At 68.6% G+C, this 15325-nt stretch carries 13 protein-coding genes and 2 pseudogenes; 9 read left to right on the forward strand and 6 right to left on the reverse strand.

All coding sequences use genetic code 11. The features are described 5' to 3' along the window. The first annotated feature begins 11 nt into the window (after positions 1-11). The 3 genes from ABZ919_RS05215 (at position 12) to ABZ919_RS05225 (ending at position 5003) form a co-directional block, all read left to right on the forward strand. Positions 12-2000, forward strand: a complete 1989-nt coding sequence (locus ABZ919_RS05215; protein WP_361243013.1) for a S53 family peptidase — start codon at positions 12-14, stop codon at positions 1998-2000. Next, positions 1997-3445 (forward strand): NAD(P)/FAD-dependent oxidoreductase, encoded by a 1449-nt coding sequence (locus ABZ919_RS05220; RefSeq protein WP_361243015.1) that lies wholly within the window; start codon positions 1997-1999, stop codon positions 3443-3445. Before ABZ919_RS05215 ends, ABZ919_RS05220 begins: the two co-directional genes overlap by 4 nt. 394 nt (positions 3446-3839) lie before the next feature. Next, positions 3840-5003, forward strand: a complete 1164-nt coding sequence (locus ABZ919_RS05225) for a metallophosphoesterase (protein WP_361243017.1) — start codon at positions 3840-3842, stop codon at positions 5001-5003. A gap of 133 nt (positions 5004-5136) precedes the next feature. Here the strand turns inward: ABZ919_RS05225 and ABZ919_RS05230 are convergent, their stop codons facing one another. After that, entirely contained in the window at positions 5137-5517 is a 381-nt protein-coding gene (locus tag ABZ919_RS05230) for a hypothetical protein (RefSeq protein ID WP_361243019.1), read from the reverse strand. 426 nt (positions 5518-5943) lie between these two features. Next, on the reverse strand, positions 5944-6621 hold the full coding sequence (locus tag ABZ919_RS05235; protein WP_361243021.1) for a DUF4265 domain-containing protein: 678 nt from the start codon (positions 6619-6621) through the stop codon (positions 5944-5946). Between ABZ919_RS05235 and ABZ919_RS05240 the strand changes: the two genes are divergently transcribed. From ABZ919_RS05240 to ABZ919_RS05250, 3 genes are all read left to right on the forward strand, one after another. Continuing rightward, positions 6544-7119, forward strand: coding sequence for a hypothetical protein (locus tag ABZ919_RS05240; protein WP_361243023.1), 576 nt, complete (start codon positions 6544-6546; stop codon positions 7117-7119). The genes ABZ919_RS05235 and ABZ919_RS05240 overlap by 78 nt on opposite strands. A 761-nt stretch (positions 7120-7880) precedes the next feature. Next, entirely contained in the window at positions 7881-8741 is an 861-nt protein-coding gene (locus ABZ919_RS05245) for a polysaccharide deacetylase family protein (RefSeq protein ID WP_361243025.1), read from the forward strand. A 257-nt stretch (positions 8742-8998) separates the two neighbouring features. Then, complete coding sequence (locus ABZ919_RS05250) at positions 8999-10123, forward strand: alpha/beta hydrolase-fold protein (protein ID WP_361243027.1); 1125 nt, start codon at positions 8999-9001, stop codon at positions 10121-10123. Positions 10124-10297: 174 nt separating this feature from the next. Here the strand turns inward: ABZ919_RS05250 and ABZ919_RS05255 are convergent. Continuing rightward, positions 10298-10579, reverse strand: a pseudogene (locus ABZ919_RS05255) (DUF6308 family protein); the annotation flags it as partial. Between the two features lie 417 nt (positions 10580-10996). Between ABZ919_RS05255 and ABZ919_RS05260 the strand changes: the two are divergent. Next, positions 10997-11533 (forward strand): hypothetical protein, encoded by a 537-nt coding sequence (locus ABZ919_RS05260; protein ID WP_361243028.1) that lies wholly within the window; start codon positions 10997-10999, stop codon positions 11531-11533. Positions 11534-11695: 162 nt separating this feature from the next. On the opposite strand, the gene ABZ919_RS05265 is transcribed toward ABZ919_RS05260, so the two are convergent. Beyond that, the gene (locus tag ABZ919_RS05265; RefSeq protein ID WP_361243029.1) at positions 11696-12121 is read right to left on the reverse strand and encodes a DUF6003 family protein; all 426 of its coding nucleotides are present in this window, start codon (positions 12119-12121) and stop codon (positions 11696-11698) included. Between the two features lie 298 nt (positions 12122-12419). Next, positions 12420-12860, reverse strand: coding sequence for a hypothetical protein (locus tag ABZ919_RS05270; protein WP_361243031.1), 441 nt, complete (start codon positions 12858-12860; stop codon positions 12420-12422). A gap of 795 nt (positions 12861-13655) precedes the next feature. On the opposite strand from ABZ919_RS05270, the gene ABZ919_RS05275 reads away from it, so the two are divergent. Both ABZ919_RS05275 and ABZ919_RS05280 read left to right on the forward strand, forming a co-directional pair. Next, positions 13656-14147, forward strand: a complete 492-nt coding sequence (locus ABZ919_RS05275) for a hemerythrin domain-containing protein (RefSeq protein WP_361243033.1) — start codon at positions 13656-13658, stop codon at positions 14145-14147. A gap of 381 nt (positions 14148-14528) precedes the next feature. After that, a complete protein-coding gene (locus ABZ919_RS05280; protein WP_361243035.1) occupies positions 14529-14744 on the forward strand; it encodes a helix-turn-helix domain-containing protein in 216 nt (71 codons plus the stop codon). 127 nt (positions 14745-14871) lie between these two features. On the opposite strand, the pseudogene ABZ919_RS05285 reads toward ABZ919_RS05280, so the two are convergent. Continuing rightward, positions 14872-15086 (reverse strand): annotated as a pseudogene (locus tag ABZ919_RS05285) (ISAzo13 family transposase); the annotation flags it as partial. Positions 15087-15325 lie beyond the last annotated feature (239 nt).

Consider the following 15325-nt stretch of genomic DNA (forward strand, 5'->3'; position numbering starts at 1 on the left):
GGTCTTCACCCGTGCCCTTCCATGCCCCCATACGCCCGCTGCGCCGTCTGCGCGGCTCGGTGGTCGCGGCTTCCTGTGCCGCCCTGCTGTGCACCGCCGGGTTCCTGCCCACCGCCCACGCCGCCGACCGGCATCCGCTCATGGGATCCCGGCCCGCCTACGCGACACCGGCCGCCGACGCGGGACCAGTGCCCGGCGACCGGCGCGTCAGTGCACGGCTCTACCTCAACTCCCGTGACCCGCGGGGCCTGGCGGCGTTCCTGCGCGATGTCACCGACCCCCGCAGCCCGCATTACCGGCACTTCCTCACCCCCGCGCAGTACCAGCGCCGCTTCGGCCCGGCCGACCGTCAGATCCAGACCGTCACGGCATGGCTGGCCAGGTCCGGATTCACCGTCACCGGCCGCACCCTCCACTACCTGCGGATCGGGGGCCCAGCCCGCGCCGTCCGGCAGGCCTTCGGCACGAGCCTGCATCGCTACCGCACCGGACGCGACACCATCGACGCCCCCTCGGCCGACCTCAGCGTGCCCGCCTCCCTCGGCTCCGCCGTGCTCGGTGTCACCGGCCTTTCCCTCCCCGGCGCGGCCCGCCCGCTGTCCACCCCGGCGCCCGCCCCCGACGTAGCCGCCGACGGTGCCGTCTGCTCCGGCCACTTCGGGCAGAAGCCCGCCACGAACTTGCCTGAGGCATACGGCAGGATCTCCACCTACGCGCCCTGCCCCTACACCCCCGCCCAGCTGCGCCACGCCTACGGCGCGGGCGGCAGGGGCAGCGCCACCGGCCGCGGCGCCACCGTCGCCGTCGTCGACGCCTACGGATCGCCGGACATGGCGGCCGACACGGCCCGCTACGCCCGCGCCACCGGCGACCGTCCTTTCCGGCCGGGCCAGTACCGCGAGCAGGTCACCCCTTCCCAGTGGCAGATCGGCGACGCGTGCGCGCCTCCGCGCACCTGGGCCGGCGAACAGGCTCTCGACATCGATCTCGCCCACGGCCTCGCCCCGGACGCGAACGTCCTCTACGTCGGCGCGAACTCCTGCCTCGACAACGACCTGATGAACGCCGAGTCGTACGTCATCGACGGCCGCCGGGCGGACGTCATCTCGAACTCCTGGGCCGAGATCATCCACTCCGACCCGGGACATCTCACCCCTGCCCTGGTCGCCGCGTGGAACCTGCTGTTCCAACAGGCCGCCGCCGAAGGCATCGGGGTCTACTTCGCGGCGGGTGACTGCGGCGACTCCTCGCCCCAGGCAGCTCAGACCGGCGTCAACTGCGACCCGAAGACCACCCGTGCCCAGGCCGACTTCCCCAGCGGCTCCCCGTGGGTCACCTCGGTCGGCGGCACCACGCTCGCCCTGGACCGGCACGGCGACTACGCCTGGGAGACCAGCATGGGCGACGAGGTGTCCATCCGCACCGGCAACGGCAAGGGACCCTGGGGACCCGTCCCCGGCGTCTTCGCCTTCGGCGGCGGAGGAGGCGCGAGCGACTTCCCGCAGCCCTGGTACCAGCGCGACCGCGGCACCGGCGACACCGGGCACCGCACGACACCCGACGTCGCGATGGAGGGTGACGGGGCACTGCCCGTACTGGTCGGGTTCACCGACGCCGGAACCTTCCACCTCATCGGATTCGGCGGCACATCGGCGGCGACCCCCGCCTTCGCCGCCTTGCAGGCCGACGCGGAACAAGCCTCCGGGCACCGGATCGGCTTCGCCAACCCGCTCCTGTACGCACTCTCCGGTTCCCGCAGCCAGGTGTTCCACGACGTCACCGACCGGTCCGCGAACGCCGGATCCTCGCCCCTCACGGTGGTCCGCGACGAGGGCCCCGACACCGACACCTCCACCGGCGCCCAGCGCTACATCCTCTACACGCTCGGCCATGACTTCGGCCTGCCCGCGCACCGCGGCTACGACGAGGCCACGGGCCTGGGCTCCCCCGCCCCGGGATACCTGCGCTGGTTCCAGCACACCAAGGGCGCCCTGCGGTGACCGCCGACGCCATCGTCGTGGGAGCGGGGCCGAACGGCCTCGCAGGCGCCGTCACGCTCGCCCAGGCGGGCCTTTCCGTGACCGTCCTCGAAGCCGCCGCCACCATCGGCGGCGGGACACGCAGCGGCGAGGTCACCGTGCCCGGCCTGCTCCACGACCACTGCGCCGCGGTGCATCCCATGGCCGTCGCATCGCCCTACCTGCGCACTCTCGGCCTCCAACGCCACGGACTGCGCTGGGAGCACGCCGAGACCGCCCTCGCCCACCCCCTCGACGGCGGCCACGCGGCCGTGCTCCAGCGCGATCTGGCCGTGACCGTGCGGGGTCTCGGCGTCGACGGCCCGGCCTGGCGTCGTCTCTTCTCACCCCTGACCGCCCACTACGACGCCCTGAGCGAAGACCTCATGCGCCCCTTGGCGCGGCTGCCCCGTCACCCCGTCCTGACGGGCAGGTTCGGGCTTCTGGCGGCCCAACCTACGCAGTGGACCCTGCACCGATGGCGGGGCCAAGCGGCCCGTGCCCTGTTCGCAGGGATCGCCGCCCACGCGCTGCAGCCGCTCGCCGCCCCGGGCGGCTCCGCCATCGGACTCATGCTCACCGCCGCCGCGCACCGGCACGGCTGGCCCGTCGCCCGTGGGGGCTCTCAAGCCATCGCCCACGCGCTCGCCGCCCGTCTCGTTGAACTCGGCGGCACCATCGAAACGGGCACCCCCGTTCGTTCCCTGCGAGACCTTCCCCCCGCCCGCACGATCCTGCTCGACCTGGCTCCCCGCGCGGCAGCGCGGGTGTGCGGTCCGCGTCTTCCCGCCCGCATCCGACGCGCCTACACCTGCTACCGGCACGGGCTCGCCGCGTACAAGGTCGACCTGGCGGTGGAGGGAGGCGTGCCATGGCGTGCCGAGGCGTGCCGCAAGGCGGGCACCGTCCACCTCGGCGGAACCGCAGAGGAGATCACGGAGGCCGAACAGGCGGCGTCCCGCGGACGGATGCCCCGGTGCCCCTTCGTTCTGGTCGCCCAGCAGTACCTCGCCGACCCCGGGCGTTCGGCCGGCGACATCCACCCCGTCTGGGCATATGCGCACGCCCCACACGGCTACGACGGCGACGCGACGGCCGCCGTCCTGGACCGGATCGAGCAGTACGCCCCTGGACTGCGCGACCGCGTCGTCGGCCTGTCCACCCGCTCCCCGGTCCAGCTGGAGGCGTACAACCCCAACTACGTCGGCGGAGACATCCTCACCGGCGCCCACTCCCTCGCCTCGCTCGCATTCCGCCCACGCCCTGCCCTCGACCCGTACGCAACTGGCATCCCCGGCGTCTACCTGTGCTCGGCGGCGACGCCACCGGGCGCGGGCGTGCACGGCATGTGCGGCCACAACGCCGCGAGATCGGCACTGCGAGAACTTGGCTTGACCGTGGCCGCGCCGGCCTACCCGTCGCCCTGAGAGGCCGATTCGCCGCACTGAGCGACTCTGTCTGGGATCTTGAGAACCCTCTACGGCATCGGCCGGGAGACATGAATCCGGCTGATCGGCGCCCGCCGCGAATACCGCCTGGCGGGCATAGCCGCGGCTGAGCTGGATGCGCTGTCCGACGACCATGAAGCTGCCGACGCTGCCAACGGTCCGTTCGGCGATCTGCTCGGCGATCTGCTCGGCAGGCGGGGCAACAGCGGTGGCAGGCCGGTCAGACGGCCACCTTGCAGCCGCCCACAGCAGGGATGCCGTGGTCGCCCTGCCACGAACGGAGTTCACCGAACCGTTGGCACGTGTTTGTGTCAACTGATAGATCAACTGCCTAACGTGCGTTGGCTACTCCCGCCGTGGAAGGACACCGCACATGAGACGCGTCACCAAGATCTCCTCCGCAGCTGTCGGCCTGGCCGTCCTCGCGGTCACCGGCACCGCCGTCGCCGCCGCGAACCAGAGCGACAACGACTGGCCCTACGCCCACCACAGCGCGGCCTCGTACACCCTGGCGGCTGTCGGCGACATCGCCTGCGAGCCCGACGACGCCGAGAACGCCGCCACCCCGGCGTCGCTCAAGTGCGGCAGTCCCACCCTGGGCGGCATGAGCGCCGAGTTCGCCACCGCCAAGCAGGCCACGGACATGCACCCCGATGCCGTGGCACTGCTGGGCGACGAGCAGTACCAGGTCGGCAAGCTGACCGACTTCGAGCGGTCCTTCGAGCAGGCATGGGGCGGCCTGAGGATGCTCGAACGTCCGGCGCCGGGCAACCACGAGTACTACCCGTACACCAAGAAGGACGACAACGAGGCCGGGCAGAACGGTGCCGGATACTTCGGCTACTTCAACGGCCACGACCAGGTCGGCACGCCGGAGACCCAGGGCCAGGCCGGCGACGACACCGCCGACAAGCAGGGGTGGTACTCCTACAACCTCGGCAACTGGCACATCATCTCGCTCAACGCCGAGTGCAATTCCGACGCGTTCAAACACGACTGCTCCACGACGGACAGCGGCCTCCTCGGCCAGGAGACCCAGTGGCTCTCGAACGACCTGGCCGCCAACAAGCGTCAGTGCACGATCGCGTACTGGCACCAGGCGACCTTCAGCGCCACGACGGCCTCGACCGCCACGGTGCCGGCGTCCGCGCCGGGCGCCGGCGGCGCCGAGGGTGCAGCGACCGACGCGTGGTGGAAGCTCCTCTACCAGCACCACGCCACGCTCATCCTCAACGGTCACGAGCACGCATACGCCCGGCTGCGCCCGATGAACCCGGACGGCCAGTACGACCCGACCCACGGCATCCCGGAGTTCATCGTCGGCTCCGGCGGCGAGGCCCTCGACACCCTCGCCGGCTCGCCCGGCAACTACGACAACCCCAACGTGGTCACCGCCCAGGCCAGCGCCTTCGGCGTCATGAAGCTCACCCTCAAGTCCAACAGCTACAGCTGGGACTACAAGCCCGTCCTGCCCGGCCCCGGCTTCGACTCCACAGCGCTGCAGTACAGCGACTCCGGCAGCGGCACCTGCAACTGAGGCCCCAGCCTTCCTTCATCTGAGGCGCGGGCCACGATCGAGATCAGCTCTGCGACAGCCGTTGAAGCCACAACGTCAAGCATCAACCGAGACAAGACAACGATCTGGTCCCAGGTGATGCTTGACGGTGGGCCTAGACAACGTAGGGAGCCCCGTAGGGCTTGTTCGCTTTCACGTTACGGACCGGGACGTCGGTCGTGCGCCGGATCACTCGGACCTGGCCGTCCAGCTCGACGGTGATCGTCGTGTCCGAGACATGCACGGTCACGGTCTGGCCTGCGTAGGGGCGACCGAGGGAGACGACCTGGCGGCAGACCATGCCCGTGCCCACCGCGCTGACCCGCCGCTGCACACGCACAGGCTCGACGCCTGGACGCGGCGGCGGGCCAGCTGGCCTCAGGCCCCGCAGTCGGCGGATTTCTTCGCTGGTCAGCGGGTTGGGCCGCGCCCGCAGCAGCTCCCGCGAGGACAGGTCGAAGAACGACAGCGTCTCGTCGTCGATGCGGATGCCCACCTGGCGGCCTCCCAGGACGTCCGCCGCCAGCACCTGGTGCCCGCCCTGGCCCACCAGGCCGCTGTTGTCACCACCCGGTCCACCTCGAACGCGGCCCCGTCGCCGGCCGGAAGCGGGGTCGGTCCGGCTGCGCGTCCTCCCCGGGCAGCCAGCCGTCCCAGATCCGTCACCGACAGGTGCGAGCGCACGGTCTTGATCCGTGCTCCCGCGATCAGCAGGTGGATCACCGAGGTTTCGGCCCAGAAGGTAACCGTCAGTCCTGAACGGGCCGGTCCGAGCCAGAACCGCTTGCCTGCGACCTGCAGATTCCCACTCGCAGGCACCACACGCTCACCAGACCGCGGTGCTCCAACTGGAGAACGAGGACGGTTGGCCTTTGTTTTTCTAGCGAGCCAATAGAGCCTCGATGCCAGTACTCAACGCACGTCAGGCAGACCTGAATTCCTTAGCGTCACTCCACTCCCAGAAAGCCGTTCCATTCTGGATTTCCTGAACAGAGTCGAAGACCGGCTGCATCACCGCGACGTCTGGGACATCGATCGCGACATGGCGATCACCGTTCCACTCACTCAAGAGTCCTGCAGACTCCACGGCCCTGCGCAGCGCAGATCGACTGTCCGTCAAGGGCCGAGGCTCAGCGAAGAGAACCCGAAGGACACGACGACCCGACTTCTTAACGACCCGATTGACGGTTTCCGATTCACCCTTCTCCACCACGTCGCCTAGCGCCAGGCCGTAGGCGTAGAAGGGGATACAACAAACCTCATAGCTGCCCTCAACCCCGACTTCGCGAAGCCAAAGCTGCTCAAGCATCCCCGGAAGGTCGAAAGCGTCGAGCCCGACGAGTGGATCCACTCCAACGAACCCGCCCACGAAGCGATCATCAGCCCCGATCTCTTCGATGCCGCCCGCACCGTGCGCACACAGCGCGCCCGCAACCAAGGGCGGCAGGAGCGCGCCGGCAAGCGAGGCGGGCGCCCCTACGCTCTGCGCGGCCGGGTCCGCTGCAGCCTGTGCGGACGCAAGATGCAGCCCGCCACCATCCGCAGCCGCGTCTACTACCGCTGCGAGTTCAAAGAGGAAGAAGCCGCCCTCTACCCCCACCTGACCCACCCCGCACCGTCTACCCGCGCGAAGACATCGTGTGCCAGGCCCTGGATCAGTGGATCGCCCGCGCCTTCGCCCCCGACCGGCTCACCGCCACCATCGAAGCGCTCACCCACGCCAGCGCCGCAGCAAGCAGCGCACAGTTCCAGACCCCCGAACAGGCCCAGGCACGCCAGGCAATCAAGGAATGCGAGCGGCGGCTCGCCCGCTACCAAGCAACCCTCGACGCAGGAGCCGACCCCGCCGTCGTCACCCAGTGGATCAACGAGGCCCAGCGGGACAAGGACGCGGCGCAGAAGAAGCTCGACGCGCACCCCGCCGTCCCCCGGAAGAAGCAAACCCCGCTCGACGCGCAACAGATCCGGCAGATCACTGAGAGTCTTGGAGATATTGCACAGCACATCCAGACTGCCGCCGTGGAGAAGAGAGGTCCGCTCTACGACGCCCTGGGCATCACCATCAGCTACGAACACGCAACGAGGACCGCGACCGTAAGGTCGAGGCCCTCGTCACCGTATCGTCAATCGTTGTGTCCGAGGGGGGAGTTGCTCATCGACGATACGGTCCTGGTCGGGCAAGGGAGTGTCCGGTTGCGAGACCTACTGAATGGCCCCCGTCTCGTGAAAAGGGCCTGACTCACGTACCGGTCGGCGAGACAGCGGCCGGACCAGTCGGCGTGCTCGCGGTGACCGGGCGCGCCGCTCTGCTCCAACGTTCGTCCGCTGGGGGTGCCTGCCCGCGCGACCGTCGGCGCGCTGGTGTCTGGCTCCAGGTCCTGACCGAGATCAAGGATCGCGGCGTCGAGGACGTGTGAATGGTCGTCTACGACGGGCTCGAGGGCCTGCCCTACTCCACCTCGGCGGTCCGGCCCCAGGCTGGTCACCCAGACCACGGAGGTTGACAGGGGGAGTCTGTGTCGTCCACCTGATCCGGGCGTCGTTCCGCTACGTGGGCCGCCAGGACTGGGGCACGATCTCCCGCGCACTCAAGCCGGTCCACACGGCTCCGACAGCGAGCGCGGCAGAAGACCTCGGGCGCCAAGCAACTGCGCGACTCCTGCACCCGCCGCACCGGCGGCCTCCTGCCGGGGCGTCGGCTGTGATGACCCGCCTGGTGCCGGGGGTGGTGTCGGCCTTGGTCGTATTCTCACCCTCCGCTGAACTTCGCCTTTCATGCCTCTGAACTTCGCCTTTCATGCCGCGGTTACCTTCCCAGCAGAGTCAAGGTCAGCGCGCTTCAATCAGGAGACCGGTGTGGTGAGGCGAGGCAATATAGGCGGCAGGGTCTACGCCCCCCTGAACTGCGTGCTCCTGGCCCTGTCCGTAGGCGGCTGCGGCATGAGCGGTGGCAACGCAACTGGTCCGGCGTCCGCCTCCGTCGGCGGCACGCCCGGGACCGCGTCGCACGTCACGGCTGAGGCTGCCGCCTGGCAGAAGTGGGGCCTGACACCGCTGCCCGCGGCGCCCAAGCCCCCGGCGGACAAACCCATCAAGCTGTCCGCGACCGGCCCGGTTCCGGTGTTAGCCCACGTACCGACTTCCCAGAAGGTCGTCTTCATCACCGTCGACGACGGACTGGAGAAGGACCCCAAGTTCATCGCGATGATGCGGGACCTGAAAATCCCGATCACGATGTTCCTGATGAACGACGCCATCAAGTCGGACTACGGGTACTTCAAGCCACTGCAGGCGATGGGCAATCACATCCAGAACCACACCCTGCACCATCCCGCGATGAACACCATCCCGCTGGTCCGCCAGAAGCAAGAGGTGTGCGGCGACCAGAGGATCCTCACCCAGCAGTTCGGCACCGCCCCGTTCCTCTTCCGGCCGCCCTACGGGGCGTACAACAACAACACCAAGATCGCGGTGGGGGATTGCGGGCCGCGAGCGATCGTCTGGTGGCGCGAATCCATGCAGGTGCGCCGTATGCAGTACCAGGACCCGGGCAAGAAGCTGCGTCCCGGCGACATCATCCTCGCCCACTTCCGCGGGCCTGCGGAGCTCAAGGGCACCACCATGACGGAGATGTTCGCAAATCTGCTCAAGCTCATCCGGGAACAGGGTTTCGCGGTGGCTCGCCTGGAGGACTACATCCAGCCGCCGGCCGGACACTGAACCGCCCAGAAATCAGTGTGCTTCACAGCCGTTGCACGCTTTCGGCCTCGGGGCGCGGGCCACACAGTATGCGCCGCGGCCGGCTGGATCGAGTCGGAACCCCGGCCGATATTTGCTCATCTATCTGACAGACAACGCATCTCGTAGTTCTGCGAGAGACCTTGAACCCGTCAGGTCATCCGAGGAAAGCCCCGGGCAAGCCCCCACAACGAAGCGCGGGCGGAGGCCGGGCGGAGAGCGCAGGCAGGTAACAGCTCATGGGTCTCACGAGCAACAAAGTGCTGATGCTGGCGATGGTCATCGCCGTCGCCCTGTTCTTCGGCACGGTCTGGCTGTGGCCGGGACTGGCCCGGCAGAACTGGCGGGCCGTCAGCGGACGGGTCGGGCTGCTGCTCGGCACCCAGCTGGCGCTCTTCGCCACGGTGGGACTCGCCGCAAACCAGGCGTTCGGCTTCTACGCCAGCTGGGCCGACCTGTTCGGCCAGGAAACCGGCCAGGGAGTGGTCGTCGACCATATAGCGGAGGGCGGTAACAGCTCCGTCCAAGTGGTCTCCACCTCCCGCGTCCTCGGCGCGAGCAGCGCGCTGCCGCAGATGGCCGGGCAGATCCAGAAAGTCGACATCATCGGCCGTACGACCCACCTCGCCACGCCGGCATTCGTGTACCTGCCCCCCGAGTACTTCCAGCCGCAAAACCGCGCACACAAGTTCCCGGTGTCCGTCGTGCTCACGGGTTACCCGGGCACGGCCCAGGCGCTGGTGGACAAGCTGCACTACCCGAGCACGGCGCAGCAGCTGGCCAGGAACGGGAAGATGCAGCCGATGATTCTGGTGATGCTGCGGCCGACCGTGGCGCCACCGCGGGACACCGAGTGCGTCGACGTTCCCGGTGGCCCGCAGACCGAGACCTTCTTCGCCAAGGATCTGCGCGATGCGGTAGTGGCCCGCTACCGGGTCGACAAGACGCCCGCCAGCTGGGGCATCGTCGGCGATTCGACCGGCGGCTACTGCGCGCTGAAGATCGCCGTGCACTACCCGAGGGCGTACGCGGCCGCTGCCGGACTGTCGCCGTACTACAAGGCGCCGATCGACCCCACCACCGGCGACCTGTTCCGCGGCAACAAGAACCTGCAGAATCGCGCCGACCTCTTCTGGGCGCTCAAGCACCTGCCCGCGCCCGAGACGTCGCTGCTCGTCACCACGAGCAAGGTCGGTGAACACAACTACAAGGACACGCTCAAGTTCATCAAGAGCGTGCAGGACACGAACGTGACCAGGATTTCGTCGATCATCCTTCCCAGCGGCGGGCACAACTTCAACACCTGGAAGCGGGAGATCCCGCCGATGCTGCAGTGGATGAGCGAGCGGCTGGTCGCACACTGAGCCACCGGTGCCGGACGCCCCGTGAAGCCGGTGATGTGGCCAGCCGCGAACGGCCCTGCAGGCGCTCGAACGCCAGGCGTCCAACCTCCCACACGACGAGTTCGCCGTCGAGCGCAGTGCGGTCGGGAAGCCGCATGCCGACGGCAGAGACCCAACGAGATTACGCCCTCCTGGTCACCGCCAGACGCAGAGCTGAGGCTTCTTGTCGTCGTGGTCGTCGTGGTGTCGCATCCACAAGGCGACGTCGATGACCCGAAGCACACTGACGGTTTCCGGCAGGCTGGCGGTGGAGCGCATGTCACGGAAGATGTGGTGGAGAGCTTGATCGTCGGTGCATAGCGCGGTGTGCAGGGTGTGCCACCAGGAGGCGGGGTGAGCGGCGGTACACCCGACGATGTCGTCGTAGACGGGCAGCAGCCGTGGGCGCTTACGGGCGAGCAGTTTGGCTACCCTGGTCGCCCCAGACCGTACTGTGCGCGAAGCAGGTCATACGCCTTGTGGGCCGGGGATCCGTGGAGTAACGGGGAGACGTCGGCGTCGGCCAGATCCAGGTCCGTCGGGATGTCGCCAAGCAGGCTCGACAACTGGGAGCCGAGGCTGCCTTCAAGCAGATCCGCTCGGAGGGTTCCCGACGTCGGCGGCCCGTAGGTGCCCATCTGCTGGGCTTCGCAGACATCGCCGCCGAACTTCGACGAGGCGTTGCGGGCTGGTGCGCTGCACGGAGCTGCTGTGGTTGCCTCCGCTGGAAGTGGTGGTGCCACCACCGCCACCACCGCCACCGCCGCCTCCGCTGCTGGGAGGTGAGGACTGGTGCGTGCCAGTGCCTGTGGGGCAGTCGGGTTGTAACCATCGCCGCAGATGAGGCGCAGGCCGGTGGGGTCGCTGCCGGTGCTGGGGTTGTCGCACGACATCCTTTTTGCAGTGGTCGAAACCAGGAGTGTCGACAAAGAAGCCGTCGTTGTCGAGTATGCGCCAGTCAGGAACGGGATAACCCCGGAAGGCCCCACTGTTCTGGTCCGCTGGAAGATCGGCTCGGCCGCATTTTTCGTGAGTGGACAGTCCCCCGGGCTGCTGCCCGACATCTGCCAACATTCCGAAAGCGGTGTTGCCGCCGGACACGACGTCGGTGTAGAGCTGGGCGCATTGCGACCCGTCCGTCACCTTGTCGGGCGACTGGGGGAACCCGCCCGATTCGTGAGTGGACGCCATGGCGTACTCGTCACAACTGGTGGTTCCGACCGATGCGGGGACCTTGTGCGGATTCCACTTCTTCTTGCAGATGGGATTACTCTCGAGGTTGCCCAGCCGATCGACGCGATACTCAGGGCGGAGGTTCGTCTCAAGGTGGCCGTGACCCTGCTGTCGGCTTGCGGAGATCGCGTCCACCCGTATCTCGGCCTGAGCCTCTGAGCGGGCAGACCAGCACTCGCTCGTCGCCCGCGCGTTCCACCCCGTGCCATCGCCCCCTGTCGACCACGCTCGAAAGCCGTTCGTGACCAGGTCGATGGATGTCGCTTCGCATGACTGCCCGGGAGGCCGAGGGCGAGCGTAGGGCGAGACCAGACCTTTGTCTCAGCGCCTGGCCGCGGCCCTGACAGCAGCCATGTCCTCGCCGGTCAGTTCCGCGACGCGGTCGGGCGGGAGGCCTGCGGCCAGCGCCCGAGCGAGCAGTCCCTCGCGGTCGTGGGCGCAGTCACGGTATGCCAGAAGTTCGGCCTCGATCGCAGTCAGGGCTTCAGGAGCCGTGCGGTGGCGCAGGCGGCTCAGTTCCTCGTCGGCCAGCGGAACCGGCAGCCGCTCCGCCTTTGCCGGGATGGCCCCGGTGTCCTCGGGTGCCACGAGCCGTAGCCGGGGGGACGTCTCCGACGCATGGTGCGCGTCGAGCCAGGCACGCACGGCGGGGGTCTCCATGCAGGCGAGTGATCCCACTGCGGACGGCGGCACGCCGGGCGTCTCGGTCGCTTCGTCCACGAGAAACAGGTACGCGTCATCGGTCATGGCACACTCCTCGTCCCCGGTTCCTGGCCGGTGGTGTCCCATTACCCCGTTTACCGTCGCACAGCCACAGACATCGTGCCGGTTGCCGCCCATCGGATCGACACGTGGGCTGTGGCCATCCTGCGTGCCTCACCGCACAAGCCGGAGGGACGCGTGCCCGGTCGGTGCAGGCCGATGCCAGTGTTCCCGGGGTCGCTCGTCAGGCGTGCGCCATCGGTCGACCGGGGTGGGACCGCTTTGGCCGTCGGCGGGCCGCCCTGTCGTGGGACGAGTCGTGGTCCTTTTCCAGTGGGGGTGCTCAGGCACGCCGCTCCCGGTCGCCGGCGTGGGCTCGGCGCTCCCGGGCGAGCGTGAGCACGGCTCGCAGGTGTGGTACCTCACTGCACGGCACCTGGATACGCCTCCACGTGCCGTGCAGGGCGACGATGACGAAAGAACGATCCTCCGCAGACACCTCGCGGACGGTGCTCCATGGGTGCACCTCACCGTCGACAGCCAGCCCGGCGGTGTCGAGGGTGAACCGGCCATGGACGAGCGTCTCCCCGCGTTCGCGGGCCGACCGGGCACGCAGCAGCTCTTCCTCGAAGAGCAAACGAGCGACCTGCTCCACATCTTGCGCAGTCAGGCGCAGCAGTTGGTGTCCCTCGCGGTCGCGCAGGATCAGCCTGAGTCGGTCGTGCGAGTTCGACCCGGACTCCGTGAACTCGAAGGGCAGTACCTCACTCCAGGGGTACGGCACCACATCACCACGGTCGCCGGTCGCCGGTCGCCGGTCGCCGGGATCATCCCGTGCTCGTAGCAGTGGAACTGGGCCGACGTGGCACGGGCGCGCCGGTGAGCGGCGACGACCACGACCACGGCGACGCCCAGCCGCGCCACGCCCGCACGCCACTCCCCCGAACCGCCCTGGTGAATGAGCACGGCCCTCACCGTGGCAAGCAGCGACGAGAACACGGCTGCGACGAAACCGACCAACGCACCTGGCGATGCGATCGACTTGATGTGAGCGCCGAAGCTTCGGTCCGCGGCGATCCGCTGCACCTGAGATGGAAAATCCGCCGACTCTCCCCTGCTCGGCTGCAGGGGTGCCTCACGGCGTTCTCACCTTCTCGCACCACTGCGGGGTGTCCGCTGACGGCATGGCCCCGGTGTTCTGGAAGAGGACCCTCGTCCTCGAGGTGCGGGAAGTGTCCTCTGTGCCGGCTGGATGGCGCTGCCGAACGCCCACAGTGCAGCCACCGGCGACGCCCCCCCCTTCGATCGCCCGACGGCCGGACTCGGATCCACCCCCCGAGTGCAGCGCCCCGAGTAGAGCGACCTCGGGCAAGAACTTCCCGTAGCCGTCGGCGGCGGTGAGTACTCCTGCTCCAGGTCTGCCCGGCAGGCCGCTGTCTGGCCGCTGCACCGCGTGCCGCGCGGCCGGACGGGGCACCGATGGGGGCGCCACGGCCGCGGCGCCGATGAGTAATCAACGCAGACGGTGAGGGTAGGCGGTAGTGACCCCAACCGGACGCAACGAAAGTGGTGCCCTGCCATGGCTGAGACACAGGACGTCGTCGAGCTCATCCTTCAGGACCACCGGCGCATGGAGGACCTCTTCCGCCTGATGCGCAGCGTCGAAGCCGACCGGTCCGCCGCGCTGTCGGAGTTCGCGGACCTGCTGATCGCCCACGCGCTGGCCGAGGAGGCCAAGGTCTATCCCGCCCTGAAGAGGTATAAGAACATCGACGACGACGAGGTCGAGCACGGCGAGCACGAGCACGACGAGGGCAACAAGGCCCTCCTGGACCTCTTGGAGGTGGAGGAGGTCGGCTCCGAGGAATGGGACTCCAAGCTGGAGGAACTGGTGCAGGCCGTCACCCACCACGCCGACGAGGAAGAGCGCACCATCCTCAACGGCGCGCGCGAGAACGTGGCGACGGAGCGGCGTGAGGAACTGGGAGCGGCGTTTTGGGAGGAGCGCGAGCTTCAGCTGAAGGCCGGCTGCGGCTCGGTCGACAACGTCCGCCGCATCGTCAATTCCTGACCTCGCCGATTGCCGGGCGTCCTGCGCCGGGGGCTGGGTCCGGGCCGGGGTCCGGCTGCACGGGCCCCGGCCCGGCGCACGCCGCCTCCAGCTGCCGCGAACGCCCGCATGCAGCGCGGCGACGTGGGCACTCGGTGATCAGGGTCCCGGGTCGTGTCCTGCGGCGTGGTGTAGGGGATCAAGCGCTATGCGTTCCGGTTCGAGACCCATAGCGATCTGTGCGGAGGCGAAAGCCCACGAAGCGTGCCGGTAAGGCGAGTTGGACATCCGATCGGGCGGTACCACCATCCTTGGCCTGCGTATTCCGGTGTCTTGATCCCCTACATCACTTGGCGGGACGCCATCCAGTCCCGATGTCGGGAGTCACAAGAGGAGATGTGCGTGCACAAGAAGAAGTGGATCACTGGTGACGCGCGTGAGGAGCTCGCCGAAGTCCTGGCCAGGGAGTACGAGGAGGGGCGCTCGATCCGTGCCATAGCGCAGGCACATGGCCGGTCATACGGCTTCGTCCATCGTGTGCTCACCGAAGCGGGCGTACCGCTGCGGCCGAGGAGCAGCAGCGGCCAGGCGAATGCCCCGACCGCCTCGCCCTCGTAAAGTCACTGCCGGTGAGGACCTCGCCCAGTGCACGGAGGGGGGCCGCGGAGGGACGCTGCGTCTTGTCGCCGCACCGCAGCCTGCCCGCGGCAACCCAGCTGCAGCACGGCCGCGAGCTCCGTTCTTCTGCTTTGATCCCTGTGAGGCTGCTGTTCGTGAGGAGGGCGGTGACGTCAGCGGGCGTCCGGACCTGGCTGTCGAGGGTGTAATGGTGTAGCCGTGGTCGGCAAGGAGGCGCTGGACTCGGCGAATGGCCCTGGTGAGGGTGCTGCCGTTGGCTCCGAAGAGCTGGGCGAGCAGTTCTCGGGTGCCGAGTTTGCGCAGGTAGAGCACGGCGGCCATCGTCGAACAGATCACCGACCGCCCGCACACCTATCGCGCAGCGTCCCAGGAGCCGACCGCACAGTCCCACCGCAAGCCGAGACGTGCCGTGCCGGTTCCAGCCAGCGCGAGGAATCGGCATGGCAGCTTGCATCGTCAGCGTTCGACCACCGATCTTCACCCGTTCGGGTCAACTTGATGTGTCTCGGTTCGTCCTGCCCCCCCTGTCCGGGCATGTCCACGGAAAGGCCGGGCACGAG

The organism is Streptomyces sp. NPDC046759 (assembly GCF_040645475.1).
GTDB lineage: Bacteria > Actinomycetota > Actinomycetes > Streptomycetales > Streptomycetaceae > Streptomyces.